Here is a 14,238-nt window from a genome sequence, read left to right as displayed (position 1 = left end):
GGCGTTGATCGCGAAGACCTTGTCGTAGTCCTCCTCCGACACTTCGTGAATCAGGCCCGGACCGGCGATGCCGGCGTTGTTGACCAGGATGTCCAGACCCGCGGTGTCGGAGTGCTGACCGATCTGCGCGTCGAAGGCCTGCCACAGGGCCTCGGCGTCGCCCGCGACACCCAGGACGGAGCGGAAGGCGAAGGCGCGGCCGCCCGCGGCCTCGATCGCGTTCACGGTCTCCTTGGCGGCGGCCTCGTCGCTGGAGTAGGTCAGGGCGACGAGAGCACCCTCCTTGCCCAGCCGCTGGGCGATCGCGCGGCCGATGCCCCGGCTGCCACCGGTGACCAGAGCAGTCTTGTTCGTGAGGGCAGTCATTCAGGTAGCTCCCAATTCTTTTGTCCAGACGCGGCCGCTGCAGATGGGGTCGCAACTGTGATGGTGCCCGCGCCTCCCCATCCGACGGTCATCGACCGCTCATCGTCCGGTATTCGGGAGGAACTCCCCTATTAGCATCGGGCGCATGACTCAGAATCAAGTTCTTGTAATCGGCGGCACCGGAAAGACCGGCCGTCGGGTCGTGCGCCAGCTCACGGAGCGTGGAATTCCGGTCAGGTCGGCCTCACGAAACGGCGAGACCCGCTTCGACTGGCTCGACGACACCACCTGGGGCCCGGCCCTCGAAGGCGTCGCCGGCGTCTACATCGTCCAGAACGACACCGCCCCCCGGACCGGCGAACTCGCGGAGCACGCGGCGCGCGCCGGGGTCCGGCGCCTGGTCCTGCTCTCCGCGCGCGGCGTCGAGATCCCCGGCTACTTCGGCGAGGACTCCTCCACCAGCGACGCCTTCCTGGCCGGCGAGGCGGCCGTCCGCGCGTCCGGACTCGCCTGGACGGTGCTGCGGCCGGGCTGGTTCGCGCAGAACTTCGACGAGGGCTTCTTCAACGAGGGCGTCCTCGCGGGCGAGCTGCGGCTGCCCGCGGGCGAGGGCGCGGCCACGTGGATCGACGTGGAGGACATCGCGGCCGTCGCGGTCGCCGCGCTCACGGAGGACGGCCACGACGGGCAGACCTACGAGCTCTCCGGCCCCCGCCCGGTCCCGCTGGCCGAGGTGCTCTCGCTGATCGAGGCGGAGACCGGCCGCAAGGCCACCTACACCGCCCTGTCCACGCCGCAGTTCGTCGCCGAACTCGTCGCCCAGGGCGTCCCCGCCCCGGACGCGGCCCTGTGGGCGGCAGCGCTCCACCCGGTCGCGCGGGGCTACGAGGGCAAGGTCTCCGACGGTGTCCGGCGTGCGCTGGGCCGTGACGCCCGGGACTTCGCCGACTTCGTCAAGTCGGCCGTCGCCGCAGGGGCCTGGCAGGTCTGACCACGCTGTCGGGCGACGGAGAGCGCCTGAGCGCTCCTGGAGCGGGTCCCCTCCTCCAGAGCGGTTCGAGGGGACCTTCAGCGGGACTGGCCAGGATGTAGTGGTCTGCCGCGTTGACGTGCGCGACGGCGGAAGTTCTCTTCGAAAGGACAAGTATGAGCATCGTCGAGGAAGCGCCGCTCGGACCTCCGGCGGCCGCGACCATGGCGTCCCGGGTGGCGGAACTCGCCGACCTGCGCGAGGCGGTCGAGGCCGGCCCCAGTGAGCAGGCGACGCAGGCCCAGAAGAGGAAGGGCAAGCTGACCGTCCGCGAGCGCGTGGAGCTGCTCTTCGACAAGGGCACCTTCACCGAGGTCGAGGCCTTCCGCCGGCACCGTGCCACCGGCTTCGGCCTGGAAGACAAGAAGCCGCACAGCGACGGCGTCATCACCGGCTGGGGCCAGGTCGACGGCCGCCCGGTCTTCGCCTACGCCCACGACTTCCGCATCTTCGGCGGCGCCCTCGGCGAGGCGCACGCCCAGAAGATCCACAAGCTGATGGACCTCGCCGAGAAGGCCGGCGCCCCCATCATCGGGCTCTGCGACGGCGCGGGCGCCCGTATCCAGGAGGGCGTCACCGCCCTCGCCGGGTACGGCGGCATCTTCCAGCGCAACGTCCGCAACTCCGGCGTCATCCCGCAGATCAGCGTGATCATGGGCCCCTGCGCGGGCGGCGCGGCCTACTCGCCGGCGCTCACCGACTTCGTCTTCATGGTCCGCGACACCTCGCAGATGTTCATCACCGGACCCGACGTGGTCGCGGCGGTCACCGGCGAGCAGATCACCCAGGACGGCCTCGGCGGCGCCGACGTGCACGCCTCCGTCTCCGGTGTGGCGCACTTCGCGTACGACGACGAGGAGCACTGCCTGGAGGAGGTCCGGCACCTGCTGTCCTACCTGCCCTCCAACAACCGCGAACTGCCCCCCGCCGAGGTCGCCGACGACCCGAACGACCGGCGCACGGAGCTGCTGCTCGACCTGGTGCCGGCCGACCCCAACCGGGCCTACGACATGCACAAGGTCATCGAGGAGATCGCCGACCACGGAGACTTCTTCGAGGTCCACGAGCGGTGGGCGCCGAACATCATCTGCGCGCTGACCCGGCTCGGCGGCCAGGTCGTCGGCATCGTCGCCAACCAGCCGCAGCACATGGCGGGCGTCCTCGACATCGAGTCTTCCGAGAAGGCCGCGCGCTTCGTCCAGATGTGCGACGCCTTCAACATCCCGCTGGTCAGCCTGGTGGACGTGCCCGGTTTCCTGCCCGGCGTCGACCAGGAGCACAACGGTGTGATCCGGCACGGCGCGAAGCTGCTGTACGCGTACTGCAACGCGACTGTCCCGCGGATCTCGCTCGTGCTGCGCAAGGCGTACGGCGGCGCGTACATCGTGATGGACTCCCGCTCCATCGGCACCGACATCGCCCTCGCCTGGCCGACCAACGAGATCGCGGTCATGGGCGCCGAAGGCGCGGCCAACGTCGTCTTCCGGCGGGAGATCGCCGCCTCCGACGACCCCGAGGCGACCCGGGCGGCGCGGATCGAGGAGTACCGCGAGGAGCTGATGCACCCGTACTACGCGGCCGAGCGCGGCCTCGTCGACGACGTCATCGACCCGGCGGACACCCGTTCGGCGCTGATCGGCGCCCTCGCGGTGCTGCGCGGCAAGCACGCCCCCCTGCCCAGCCGTAAGCACGGCAACCAGCCCCAGTAAGAAGGAGAACCCGATGGCGCTACGAGTGGTGACCGGTTCCGAGCAGGACACCGGGGAGCAGACCTCGTCGGAGATCCTCGCCGCACCGGCCTGGCGCATCACGAGCGGCTCCCCCGACGCGCACGAGGTCGCCGCGCTCGCGGTGGCCCTCTCCGCGGTCCTGGCGGCCCGTACGGCCGAGGCGATCCGCGCGGCGGAGGACGAACAGGAGCGGGCCGCGGCCCGCTGGACGCCCTCGGCGGCCCGCCGCCGCGCGGCCACCTCCTGGGCCGCCGGCGCGCAGCCGACCTGGCGCAACACGGCCTGACGGCCACGCGGCCGTCAGGCCGGTACGGCACAGCCCCCGGGCCCCGGTCCCACCGCTCTCGCGCGCAGGGACCGGGGCCCGGGGGCTTGCCGGCGGGACCGGCCGCGTCAGACGCGGACGCGGTCGCCGTCCGCCGCCCGAGCGGGCTTCTCGGCCACGGCCCCAGCCGCCGGCGCGGCCTGCGGCGCGGACGCCGTACGGCCCCGGCGGCCGACCACCAGCGCCACCAGGGTCACGCCGATCAGCGCCAGCGCCACGTAGGACATGGCGTCCACCGGCGAGGCCGGCGGGTTGATCCAGCCGTTCAGGTACACCCAGGCCATCGCCGCCCCGCCGAGCACCGCCGCCGCGTACGACAGCGGCCGCCGCGCCCGCTCCCGGACCAGCAGCACCACGTGGGCCGCGCAGATCAGCACGTACGGGAACACCCACAGGTAGACGATCAGCGTCGCCAGCGCGGAGTACACCGACAGCAGCGAGTCCGGGTACGAGACCACCGCGACCGCCAGCACCACGAAGCCGATGACCGACAGGGTCAGCACGGCCGTCGCGGGCGAGCCGTGCTTCGCGTCCAGACGGCCCACCCGGCGCGGCAGCAGACCGTCGTCGGACAGCGTCGCCACGAACCGGGAACCGAAGTTGACGAAACCGATGAGCCCGGCGAAGGTCGCCACCGCCAGCACCAGGTCGGTGGCGCTCGCGAAGGTCTCGCCCAGACCGGCGTTCAGCGCCAGCGCGGCGGCCGGCGACATGCCCTGGGCCAGGTTGTCCGCCGACGCGAGCAGGCCGGGCACCTGCAGGACCGTCGCCAGCAGGTACACCACGCCGAGCAGCACCGGGATGCCCAGCACGGCGAACGGCACGTCGCGCTTGGGGTCCTTGGTCTCCTGCGCCAGCGCGGCGCAGCTCTCGAAGCCCATCAGGAAGGTGGCGCCGGCCGCCATGCCCTGGAAGACACCGCTGAAGGAGAACCCTCCCTCGAAGGAGAACTGCTCCGCCAGGTGCAGCCCGGTGGTGCCCGCGCTGGCCACGACGACCACACCGACCACCGGGATCGCGACGGCCATCAGCACCACCGCGGCGCGCACCGACACGTCGACGCCGCGCCGGGCGAAGAGCACCGCGATCAGCAGCGCCACGGCGTACACCGCGAGCTGCACGGGCAGTTCGAGGCCGCCCGCGTACCCCTGGGACAGCAGGAAGCTGCCGACGTAGACGCCGATGACCATGGTGATGCCCGCGATCATCGCCGCGTAGCCGAGCAGCAGCGCGGCCGCCGCCACCAGGCGCGCCCACGGGCCGAAGACCAGCGAGAGGTACGAGTAGAGCGAGCCGTTCGCGACGTGGCGCCGCGCGAAGGTGATGACCGACAGGCCGACGAAGGTCGTGACGGCGGCCGACAGCAGCGCGGACAGCCAGCTGCCGTTACCGGCCGAGACGAACATCAGGGCCGGCACCGCGGCGAGACCGACCGCGGGGATCATGCTGGCCACGGCCAGACCCACGATCTGACGTCTGGTCAGCTGCCGGGGGCCGGCTTGTGGTGCGGACGCGCTGGATCTGCTGGACATGACGAGGGGCCTCCAAGGACGGGAGCGGGGGAGGGAGAGGGAGAGGGAGCGCGGGGGGTGGCGAGCGGGGGCACCTCCCAGCGGTAGCTGGGGGAGGATGCAGTCTGGCCACGCCGTCTCACGGCGTGGTAACCGGCGGCCCACCAGCCGGTCCGGACCCGTTGGTGACAGACCGGACCCCGACAGCCGGACCACGTCGTCTGGACTTGTCGTCCGGTCCGTCTCGACCGGCGGTCCAGCGGCTCGACGGACTCTGGAACCCGAGTCGACAAGACGCTGAAGGAGAGACGACACATGGCCAGTGACTGGTTTCGGAGGTTCGGCCCGGCACCCGACAGCGACACCCGTCTGATCTGCTTCCCGCACGCTGGCGGCGCCGCCAGTGCCTATCTGGCGCTGTCACAGGAACTGACCCCGGAGTTCGACGTCGTGTCCGTCCAGTACCCGGGACGCCAGGACCGCCGCATGGAGCCCGCCCTGGACGACATAGGCCGGCTCGTCACCGCGATCGCCGACGAACTCGCCGTCGAACTCACCGACGGCTCCGGCCGTGTGACCGACGCGCGACCGTACGCTTTCTTCGGGCACAGCATGGGCGCGGTCATCGCGTACGAACTCGCCCGCGAGCTGGCCCTGCGCGAACTGCCCGGCCCCGAGCGGCTCTTCCTCTCCGGCCGGTTCGCGCCCACCCCGCTGGGCAGTGCCAGCGACCGGCTCGACACCGACGAGAAGGTGATCGCCATGATCCGCACGCTCGGCGGCACGGTCGGCAAGGTCTTCGACGACCCCGACCTGCTCGAGATGGTGATGCCGCCGCTGCGCGCCGACTACAAGGCGATCGGCTCCTACGCCTGGACGCCCGGCCGGCCCCTGGACGTCCCCTTCACCGTGCTCGTCGGCGACCGCGACCCCGTCGTCCCCGTCGAGGACGCGGCTGCCTGGCGGGTGCACACCACCGCCCCGAGCGACCTGCGGATCATGCCCGGCGGGCACTTCTACCTCGACCAGAGCGTTCCCCAGGTGGCCGGCGTCGTGCGCGCCGCCCTGCGCCGAGGGCGCGTCGGCGCGCCGGGAGTCGCCTGATGCCGACAGGTCCCGGCAGGCTGCTGGCCATCAGCGACCTGCACGTCCGCCACGACGAGAACAAGAAGGTCGTCGAGGGTCTGCGACCCGAGACGCCCGACGACTGGCTGCTGCTCGCCGGTGACGTCAGCGAGTCGGCCGAGGACTTCGAATGGACCCTCGGCCGGCTCCGCGACCGCTTCGCCAAGGTGGTCTGGGCACCCGGCAACCACGAGCTGTGGACCACCCCCGACGACCCGGTGCAGCTGCGCGGCGAAGCCCGCTACCGCCACTTCGTCGAACTCTGCCGCCGGATGGGAGTGACCACCCCCGAGGACCCGTACCCGGTGTGGGAGGGGCAGGGCGGCCCCGTCGCCGTCGCCCCGCTCTTCCTGCTCTACGACTACACCTTCCGGCCCGCCGGAGCGCGCAGCCACCGGGAGGCGATGGACATCGCCGACCGGGCCGGCGTCGTGTGCACCGACGAGTTCTACCTCCACCCCGACCCCTACCCGAGCCGCCAGGCCTGGTGCCGGGCGCGCGTCGAGTACACCGCCGCGCGGCTCGCCGAAATCCCCGCGGAGCTGCGGACCGTTCTGGTCAACCACTATCCGCTGGTCCGCGAACCCACGCGGATCCTGCGGTTCCCGGAGTTCGCCCTGTGGTGCGGCACCGAGGCCACCGAGGACTGGCCCGTCCGCTTCCGCGCGGCGGCCGTCGTCTACGGACACTTGCACATCCCCCGGCTGATCCATCAGGACGGGGTCCCGCACCACGAGGTCTCCCTCGGGTACCCGCGGGAGTGGAAGCAGCGCGCGGCGGCACCGGGCGGCGCCGTACGGATCCTCGCGGAGCGCTCATGATCGAGGAACTGCTGGCCCCGGGCGCCGTCGCCGTCGAGTCCTTCGGCGACGACCCCGGTGCCCTCGCCGACCTCTTCCCCGAGGAGGAACTCCTGGTCGCAGGCGCCCATGAGGGCCCGCGCGGGGAGTTCGCCACCGTACGCCGCTGCGCGCGCGAGGCCCTCGGGAAGCTCGGCGCCGCACCGGCGCCGATCCTGCGCGACCCCAAGGGCGCCCCGCTCTGGCCCGCCGGGTATGTCGGCGCGATGACCCACTGCGAGGGCTACCGGGCCGCCGTGGTGGCGCCCGCCGACCGGATCGCCGGGATCGGCATCGACGCCGAACCCAACCGGCCGTTGAGCAGCGCCGGGGTCGCCGACCTGGTCACCGTGGAGGCGGAGCGCGCCTGGCTGCCCGGTCTCGCCGCCCGCCGGCCCGAGGTGCAGTGGGAGCGGCTGGTGTTCAGCGCGAAGGAGAGCGTCTACAAGGTCTGGTACCCGCTGACCGGGCGCTGGCTGGACTTCGAGGACGCCGAGATCACGGTCGACCCGGCCTGGTCCACCTTCCGGGCGCGGCTGCTGGTGCCGGGTCCGGTGGTCGGCGGGGTCCGGCTGGACTCCTTCACCGGGAGCTGGCTGGTGCGTGACGGGCTCATCGTCACCGCGATCACGATCGGGGCGCCGACGGCGTAGGGCGGTGCGGTTGCCGGGGGATGACCCGGCGGTGGGCGGGCCGGGGAACCATTCCGATGGCCGCGCGGATCCTCGTACGCCCGCCGCACCCGGCGCACCCGCGACCCGCCGCACCCGGTCCGGCCCCCCGTGGACACGGCCCCGGCCGGGGCCGCGCGGCCATCCCCGAGTTCCCGAGCCCAGGAGTTGACGGAACAATGCCCGCCCCCGCCCACATCGGCGTCATCGGACTGGCCGTCATGGGCCGCAACCTCGCCCGGAACCTGGCCCGCAACGGCTTCACGGTCGCCGTCCACAACCGCTCGCGGGCCCGCACCGACGCCCTGCTGTCCGAGTTCGGCGCCGAGGGCGACTTCGTACCCGCCCACAGCGCCCGCGAACTGGTCGCCGCGCTCGCCCGCCCCCGCCGCCTGGTGATCATGGTGCAGGCCGGTGCCCCCACGGACGCGGTCATCGACGAGCTCGCCCCGCTGCTGGAGCCCGGCGACGTCCTCGTCGACGGCGGCAACGCCCACTTCGCCGACACCCGCCGCCGCGAGGCCGCCCTGCGCGCACGCGGCGTCCACTTCGTCGGCGCCGGCGTCTCCGGCGGCGAGGAGGGCGCCCTGCACGGCCCGAGCCTGATGCCCGGCGGCTCGAAGGAGGCGTACGCCGCCCTCGCCCCCGTCCTGGAGACCGTCGCCGCCCGCGCCCCTGACGGCACCCCCACCGTCGCCCACATCGGACCCGACGGCGCCGGGCACTTCGTCAAGATGGTGCACAACGGCATCGAGTACGCCGACATGCAGCTCATCGCCGAGGCCTACGACCTGCTGCGCGGCGTCGCCGGCTTCGAACCCGCCCAGATCGCCGAGACCTTCCGCACCTGGAACAAGGGCCGCCTCGACTCCTACCTGATGGAGATCACCGCCGAGGTCCTCGCGCACACCGACGCCGCCACCGGCCGCCCCTTCGTCGACGTCGTCGAGGACCGCGCCGGCCAGAAGGGCACCGGACGCTGGACCGTGCAGATCGCCCTCGACCTGGGCGTGCCCGTCTCCGGTATCGCCGAGGCGGTCTTCGCCCGAACCCTCTCCGGCCACACCGCGCTGCGCGAGGCGGCCCGGAGCCTTCCGGGACCCGCGCGCACCGAGCTCGCCCCTGAGGACGCGGCACGCTTCGCCGTACAGGTGGAGCAGGCGCTGTACGCGTCCAAGGTGGCGGCGTACGCCCAGGGCTGGGACATGATGCGCGCGGCGAGCGAGGAGTACGGCTGGGGCATCGACCTCGGCGGGGTCGCCGCGATCTGGCGGGCCGGGTCCATCGTGCGGGCCGCCTTCCTCGACCGGATCACCGACGCCTACCGGGCGGACCCCCAGCTGCCCGGACTGCCGGCGGACGAGCGGTTCGCACGCGAACTGGGCGAGGCCCAGGCCTCCTGGCGTACGGTCGTCGCGTCCGCCGCCCGCGCGGGCGTCCCGGTGCCGGGCTTCGGAGCCGCCCTCGCCTACTACGACTCGCTCAGGGCCGAGCGACTGCCCGCCGCCCTCATCCAGGGCCAGCGGGACTACTTCGGTGCCCACACCTACCGGCGCACCGACCGCGACGGAGCCTTCCACACGCTGTGGTCGGCGGACCGAAGCGAACAATCCGGCGCATGACGCAGACGCGGCAGCACAAGAGGAAGAGGTAGCGACGATGCCGTCGACACCCCGCACGGACCCCACCACGGCCGACTGGCTCACCGCGCTGGAGGAGGACATCCAGCGCCGCAACCCCGGCGAGCCCGAGTTCCACCAGGCCGTGCGCGAGGTGCTGGAGACGCTCGCGCCCGTCTTCGCGGCCCGCGCCGAGCTGCGCGAGGCCAAGATGGCGGAGCGGATCGCCGAGCCGGAGCGGCAGATCATCTTCCGGGTGCCGTGGGCGGACGACCGGGGCGTCGTCCAGGTCAACCGGGGCTTCCGGGTGGAGTTCAACAGCGCGCTCGGCCCCTACAAGGGCGGCCTGCGCTTCCACCCGTCGGTGAACCTCGGGATCGTGAAGTTCCTGGGCTTCGAGCAGATCTTCAAGAACGCCCTGACCGGGCTCGGCATCGGCGGCGGCAAGGGCGGCAGCGACTTCGACCCGCGCGGGCGCTCGGACGCCGAAGTGATGCGATTCTGCCAGTCGTTCATGACCGAGCTGCACCGCCACCTCGGCGAGCACACCGACGTCCCCGCCGGTGACATCGGCGTCGGCGGCCGCGAGATCGGCTACCTCTTCGGCCAGTACCGGCGCATCACCAACCGCTGGGAGGCCGGGGTCCTGACCGGCAAGGGCACCGGCTGGGGCGGTTCGCACGCCCGCACCGAGGCCACCGGCTACGGGAACGTCCTCTTCACCTCCGAGATGCTGAAGAAGCGCGGGCAGGACCTGGACGGCCAGCAGGTCACCGTCTCCGGCTCGGGCAACGTCGCCCTGTACACGGTCGAGAAGGCGCAGGCGCTGGGCGCGCACGTGCTGACCGTGTCCGACTCCGGCGGCTACGTGGTCGACGAGAAGGGCCTCGACCTCGCGCTGCTGAAGCAGATCAAGGAGGTCGAGCGCGGCCGCGTCAGCGAGTACGCCGAGCGGCGCGGCGGCTCCGCCCGCTACGTCACCGGCGGCAGCGTGTGGGACGTGCCGACCGACGTGGCTCTGCCGTCCGCGACGCAGAACGAGCTGACGGAGGCCGACGCCCTGACCCTGGTCCGGGGCGGGGTGAAGGCCGTCTCGGAGGGTGCCAACATGCCGACCACCCCGGGCGCGGTACGGGTCCTGCGCGAGGCTGGGGTCGCCTTCGGCCCGGCGAAGGCGGCGAACGCGGGCGGAGTGGCCACCAGCGCGCTGGAGATGAGCCAGAACGCGTCCCGCGACGCGTGGCCCTTCGCCCGGGTCGAGGAGGAACTCACGCGGGTCATGCGCCGCATCCACGACACGGCGTACGAGACCGCGGAGCGCTACGGGGCCCCCGGCGACTACGTCACCGGCGCCAACATCGCCGGCTTCGAGCGCGTGGCGGACGCGATGCTGGCCCAGGGCCTGATCTGACCCACCGCATCCCCGCCCCACCCCACCCTCTTCCCCCTGGCGCCGGCGAGCCCGCCCCACCCCCCACCTCCCGGCGCCGGGGCGGAACCCCTGCCCCCCTGCGTGATCCTCTGCAGCAACCTCACCGCGGTGAAGTCCGTGACCGCCGCCTTCGCCCGCAAGGGCGACGAGGAGCTGGCCCGCGTCGACGTGGCCGCGCTGCTGAAGGCCGCCGAGGCGGGCTTCCCGGCCTGGGTGTGGGTCCTTCAGAACGCCCGCCACGTGGTGGTGTTCGGCGCCTCGATCGTCGCCCTCGCCGTGACGGCCCTGGTCTGACCCGCCACCGGCCGTGCCCTGCCCCGGCGTCAACGCGGACCCCCGCACCCGCCTCCCCGAGCGGGTGAATCCGGGGGTCTTCGCCTTCGGCGCGGCGGATACCGCCGCCCAGGTCACGCGCCCGCAGCCACCCCCGGACCGGCCGCCGTCACCGCACCGCGCACGGCAGGCTGGAACACGCCGCGACCCCGAGCCCGCTTGGCGACCGCCCGGATTCCGCTCCGCTCCTCCGGCTCCGACCGCGATCAGGCGTAGGGCCCCGGCATTCCCACGCCTTCAGACAGGACACCCCGCACGATGTCGGACACCACCCACCTCTGGATGCGGCACGAGGCCCGCCCCACCGAACGCCGCTCCCCGCTCACCCCCGAGGACGCCGCCCGCCTGGTGGAGGCCGGCATCCGGATCACCGTCGAGGAGTCGGACCAGCGGGCCTTCCCGCTCGACGACTACAGCGCCGCGGGCTGCGCCACCGCCCCCACCGGCTCCTGGCACGAACAGGCCCCCGCCGACGCCTACGTCCTCGGCCTCAAGGAACTCCCCGCCGGCCCCGACGCCCCCGCGCTGCGCCACCGCCACATCTACTTCGGCCACGCCTACAAGGGCCAGGCCGGCGCCGCCGAACTGCTCTCCCGCTTCAGCGCGGGCGGCGGAGCCCTGCTCGACATGGAGTACCTCACCGACGACGCCGGCCGCCGCGTCGCCGCCTTCGGCTACTGGGCCGGCTACGTCGGCGCCGCCCTCGCCGTCCTGCACCGGCGCGGCGCCCTCACCGCCCCGCTGAGCCCCACCGACCGCCCCGCCCTCGACGCCCTACTCGCCTCAGGCGCCGACGCCGCGGACCCCACCACCGCCCTCGTCGTCGGCGCGCTCGGCCGCAGCGGCCGGGGCGCCTGCGACGCCCTCGTCCGGGCCGGGCTGGAGCCCACCCGCTGGGACCTCGCCGAGACCCGGGCGATCGACCGCTCCGCCCTCCTCGGCCACGACCTGCTGGTCAACGCCGTCCTGACCACGACGCCCGTACCGCCGTTCCTGACGAAGGCCGACCTCGACGACCCCGCCCGCCGACTCTCCCTGGTCTCCGACGTCACCTGCGACGTCACCTCCGACTGCAACGTGCTGCCGGTCTACGACGAGACCACCACCTGGGACGAGCCCGTCCGAGCCCTGGGCGCCGACGGGAACCCCCTCGACCTCATCGCCATCGACAACCTTCCCTCCCTCCTCCCCGTCGAGGCCAGCACCGCCTTCTCCGCCGAACTCGCCCCGCAGCTCCTGCGACTGGCCGCCTGGGACGGTGTCTGGGCCCGCGCCCTGCACACCTACCGGACGGCCGCCCCGGCCCCCGTCGGCTGAACCGCCCGCTGCGACGGCGACGAGGGCGCCGCGCCTCCCGGGCGCTCCGGGAAGCCCGCCGCCCTCAGGGCGTCTGCGGCCGGTCGGCGGCCGGTCCGCGGCCGGTCCGCGGCGACCGCCCGGCCGTCAGGGGAGGTCGGTGACCGCGACCGTCGCCTCGAAGACGGGCACCTCGTCCTGGACGGCCGTCACCCGCAGCGCCTGGTCACGGCCCTCGGAGTGCGGCGGGACCTGCTCGGCGTGGATCCAGCAGGGGCTGGTGAACTCGACGTAGCGGTTGAAGGTGACGTTCATCGACGCCGGCCACCAGGCACCGCCGTCAGGGGCGGACGCGTGCGCGGCCTGCCGCGCCGCCTCCAGGAGCAGCATCCCGGGGACGTGGTCGACCGGGTGGTCGAACAGCACGGGGTGGGCGGTGTCGACGCGCAGCCGCCACTGGTCCGCGTCGGGGGCGGGGGAGAGGACCACGTCCTCCGGCCGGTCCCGCCTGCCGGGCCCGGGAGGTAACGGCGGAGTCGGTTCGGGCATCGCCCAGAACTCCCGCGTCCCCGCCCGCCCGCCCCGCAGCCGCTGGTACACGGCCGGGGTGTGGCAGTGGAAGACGGTGCTGGCCACGGCCAGCAGGGTCGGCCCGCGGGTGATCTCGTAGTGGACGGACAGCCGGGCGGGCAGTCCGCGCCGGTAGGTGATGTCCGTGCAGTGCGCGTGGAGCTGGCACTCGGCCGGGGTGCGCTCGACGCGCATCGCGTGCGGGTTGACGGCGTAGCGCAGCCGCGACCAGCCCAGCTGGTGGCCGAACGGCACCCCGTAGGCGGTGTGCGTCAGGAGCGGCAGCGTCTGGCGGATGGTCTCGCACAGCAGCATGGGGTCGTACAGGCCCCGGTCGGGGACGTAGAAGCTGTGGTAGCGGGGCCACTGGGCGTCGATCGTGAACGCATCGGGCCCGGTCGACGTGCACCCCGTCAGGAACACGTCGGACAGGGCGGCGCGGTGAACGTGTTCCTTCGCAACGGTCGTGGTCAGAGAGCTGCGCGCAGGTGCGGGGCGTTCAGTCGCTATGAGCATGCCATTCCCCTCTGGCGTGCGTATGTGTGACCTGTATGGCCTGGTCGGCCATCGGTGCGGACTGTAAAATAAAGTGCGTTCGCTTTGTTTGTCGAGAGAAGGTGCACAAGTGGTGGAGCCGCAGTTGAAGCAGGAACGCGCGGTGAAGACACGGCAGGCGATCATCTCGGCGGCGGCCGAGGTCTTCGACGAGAGCGGCTACCTCGGCGCCAGCATGCGCGAGATCATGAAAAGGGCCGGCGTGACGCTCGGCGCGGTGTACTTCCACTTCCCCAACAAGGAAGCCCTGGCCCTGGCGGTGATGAACTCCCAGCCGGAGACCATCATGCCCAGGCTGACCTCGGACGGGCTCCAGCGCCTGGTGGACCTCACCCTCGTCTGGTCGCACCAGCTTCAGGTGGACAAGATCCTGCGCGCGGGCGTGCGGCTCGCCGTCGAACAGACCGGCTTCGGGGTCCACGACGCCGAGTCGTTCCGCGAATGGCGGAAGATCATGGAGGAATGCCTGCTGGTGGCCCGTGACCGGGGAGAACTGGACGATTCCGCGGACGTGCGCAAGATCGCGGAGTTCGTCGTCGGGGCGTGCACCGGCATGCAGTTGTACTCCGACCTGGAGACCGGCCGTTCCGACCTGCCCCGCCGGACCGTCGCCATGTGGGAACTCCTCATCCCCTCCATCGCGAGCGAGAGCGGCCGCAAGGCGGTGAAGGTGAGCGTCCGCCGGGCAGCGGCCCTGGTCAAGTAGCCGCCGTGCGGGGGCCTTTCGGGGGTTCCGCCGCCTACGCCACGGACGGCACCGATCGGCGTAGCCGGTCGGTGCCGTCCGTGGTGATAGGTCTATCACACGTCTGAAATGCAGTAACTTAAAATGGAAT

General features: G+C 72.6%; 14 protein-coding genes. 11 read left to right on the top strand and 3 right to left on the bottom strand.

What is annotated here, in order from left to right; all coding sequences use genetic code 11:
• The coding region (locus ACWDYJ_RS33815) for an SDR family NAD(P)-dependent oxidoreductase (protein WP_451569436.1) at nt 1-366 on the bottom strand (366 nt) is incomplete at its 3' end.
• Between the two features lie 145 nt (nt 367-511).
• On the opposite strand from ACWDYJ_RS33815, the gene ACWDYJ_RS33810 reads away from it, so the two are divergent.
• The 3 genes from ACWDYJ_RS33810 to ACWDYJ_RS33800 all read left to right on the top strand — a co-directional run bounded on the left by ACWDYJ_RS33810 (nt 512) and on the right by ACWDYJ_RS33800 (nt 3,412).
• Nucleotides 512-1,357 carry an NAD(P)H-binding protein gene (locus ACWDYJ_RS33810; RefSeq protein ID WP_451569435.1) on the top strand — a complete coding sequence of 282 codons (846 nt, stop codon included), beginning with the start codon at nt 512-514 and terminating at the stop codon, nt 1,355-1,357.
• A gap of 155 nt (nt 1,358-1,512) precedes the next feature.
• Nucleotides 1,513-3,105, top strand: coding sequence for an acyl-CoA carboxylase subunit beta (locus ACWDYJ_RS33805; RefSeq protein ID WP_451569434.1), 1,593 nt, complete (start codon nt 1,513-1,515; stop codon nt 3,103-3,105).
• 13 nt (nt 3,106-3,118) lie between these two features.
• Entirely contained in the window at nt 3,119-3,412 is a 294-nt protein-coding gene (locus ACWDYJ_RS33800; protein ID WP_451569433.1) for a hypothetical protein, read from the top strand.
• Between the two features lie 107 nt (nt 3,413-3,519).
• Here the strand turns inward: ACWDYJ_RS33800 and ACWDYJ_RS33795 are convergent, their stop codons facing one another.
• Nucleotides 3,520-4,983, bottom strand: coding sequence for an APC family permease (locus ACWDYJ_RS33795; RefSeq protein WP_451569432.1), 1,464 nt, complete (start codon nt 4,981-4,983; stop codon nt 3,520-3,522).
• 294 nt (nt 4,984-5,277) lie between these two features.
• Here ACWDYJ_RS33795 and ACWDYJ_RS33790 point away from each other — a divergent pair, with 294 nt between their 5' ends.
• From ACWDYJ_RS33790 to ACWDYJ_RS33760, 7 genes are all read left to right on the top strand, one after another.
• Nucleotides 5,278-6,066 carry a thioesterase II family protein gene (locus ACWDYJ_RS33790; RefSeq protein WP_451569431.1) on the top strand — a complete coding sequence of 263 codons (789 nt, stop codon included), beginning with the start codon at nt 5,278-5,280 and terminating at the stop codon, nt 6,064-6,066.
• Nucleotides 6,066-6,908 (top strand): metallophosphoesterase family protein, encoded by an 843-nt coding sequence (locus ACWDYJ_RS33785; protein ID WP_451569430.1) that lies wholly within the window; start codon nt 6,066-6,068, stop codon nt 6,906-6,908. The genes ACWDYJ_RS33790 and ACWDYJ_RS33785 overlap by 1 nt, the downstream gene beginning before the upstream one ends.
• A complete protein-coding gene (locus ACWDYJ_RS33780) occupies nt 6,905-7,579 on the top strand; it encodes a 4'-phosphopantetheinyl transferase family protein (RefSeq protein ID WP_451569429.1) in 675 nt (224 codons plus the stop codon). Before ACWDYJ_RS33785 ends, ACWDYJ_RS33780 begins: the two co-directional genes overlap by 4 nt.
• A 197-nt stretch (nt 7,580-7,776) precedes the next feature.
• A complete protein-coding gene (gene gndA / locus ACWDYJ_RS33775; protein ID WP_451569428.1) occupies nt 7,777-9,219 on the top strand; it encodes an NADP-dependent phosphogluconate dehydrogenase in 1,443 nt (480 codons plus the stop codon).
• Nucleotides 9,220-9,256: 37 nt separating this feature from the next.
• A complete protein-coding gene (gene gdhA / locus ACWDYJ_RS33770; protein WP_451569427.1) occupies nt 9,257-10,627 on the top strand; it encodes an NADP-specific glutamate dehydrogenase in 1,371 nt (456 codons plus the stop codon).
• A 129-nt stretch (nt 10,628-10,756) separates the two neighbouring features.
• Nucleotides 10,757-10,942 carry a hypothetical protein gene (locus ACWDYJ_RS33765; protein ID WP_451569426.1) on the top strand — a complete coding sequence of 62 codons (186 nt, stop codon included), beginning with the start codon at nt 10,757-10,759 and terminating at the stop codon, nt 10,940-10,942.
• Between the two features lie 297 nt (nt 10,943-11,239).
• On the top strand, nt 11,240-12,298 hold the full coding sequence (locus ACWDYJ_RS33760) for a saccharopine dehydrogenase (RefSeq protein ID WP_451569425.1): 1,059 nt from the start codon (nt 11,240-11,242) through the stop codon (nt 12,296-12,298).
• Between the two features lie 126 nt (nt 12,299-12,424).
• On the opposite strand, the gene ACWDYJ_RS33755 is transcribed toward ACWDYJ_RS33760, so the two are convergent.
• Nucleotides 12,425-13,363, bottom strand: coding sequence for a ScbA/BarX family gamma-butyrolactone biosynthesis protein (locus tag ACWDYJ_RS33755; RefSeq protein WP_451569424.1), 939 nt, complete (start codon nt 13,361-13,363; stop codon nt 12,425-12,427).
• A 112-nt stretch (nt 13,364-13,475) separates the two neighbouring features.
• On the opposite strand from ACWDYJ_RS33755, the gene ACWDYJ_RS33750 reads away from it, so the two are divergent.
• The gene (locus tag ACWDYJ_RS33750; protein ID WP_451569423.1) at nt 13,476-14,108 is read left to right on the top strand and encodes a ScbR family autoregulator-binding transcription factor; all 633 of its coding nucleotides are present in this window, start codon (nt 13,476-13,478) and stop codon (nt 14,106-14,108) included.
• Nucleotides 14,109-14,238: the final 130 nt, after the last annotated feature.

The organism is Streptomyces sp. NPDC003042, from assembly GCF_053591315.1.
The sequence above is the reverse complement of the archived record's forward strand: the minus strand, read 5'-3'. Positions and strand labels throughout refer to the sequence as shown.

Coding starts and splice junctions, on each gene's coding strand:
- gndA (WP_451569428.1), top strand. CDS start 7,777: ATGCCCGCCCCCGCCCACATCGGCGTCATCGGACTGGCCGTCATGGGC.
- ACWDYJ_RS33755 (WP_451569424.1), bottom strand. CDS start 13,363: ATGCTCATAGCGACTGAACGCCCCGCACCTGCGCGCAGCTCTCTGACC.
- ACWDYJ_RS33780 (WP_451569429.1), top strand. CDS start 6,905: ATGATCGAGGAACTGCTGGCCCCGGGCGCCGTCGCCGTCGAGTCCTTC.
- gdhA (WP_451569427.1), top strand. CDS start 9,257: ATGCCGTCGACACCCCGCACGGACCCCACCACGGCCGACTGGCTCACC.
- ACWDYJ_RS33805 (WP_451569434.1), top strand. CDS start 1,513: ATGAGCATCGTCGAGGAAGCGCCGCTCGGACCTCCGGCGGCCGCGACC.
- ACWDYJ_RS33760 (WP_451569425.1), top strand. CDS start 11,240: ATGTCGGACACCACCCACCTCTGGATGCGGCACGAGGCCCGCCCCACC.
- ACWDYJ_RS33800 (WP_451569433.1), top strand. CDS start 3,119: ATGGCGCTACGAGTGGTGACCGGTTCCGAGCAGGACACCGGGGAGCAG.
- ACWDYJ_RS33785 (WP_451569430.1), top strand. CDS start 6,066: ATGCCGACAGGTCCCGGCAGGCTGCTGGCCATCAGCGACCTGCACGTC.
- ACWDYJ_RS33795 (WP_451569432.1), bottom strand. CDS start 4,983: ATGTCCAGCAGATCCAGCGCGTCCGCACCACAAGCCGGCCCCCGGCAG.
- ACWDYJ_RS33790 (WP_451569431.1), top strand. CDS start 5,278: ATGGCCAGTGACTGGTTTCGGAGGTTCGGCCCGGCACCCGACAGCGAC.
- ACWDYJ_RS33810 (WP_451569435.1), top strand. CDS start 512: ATGACTCAGAATCAAGTTCTTGTAATCGGCGGCACCGGAAAGACCGGC.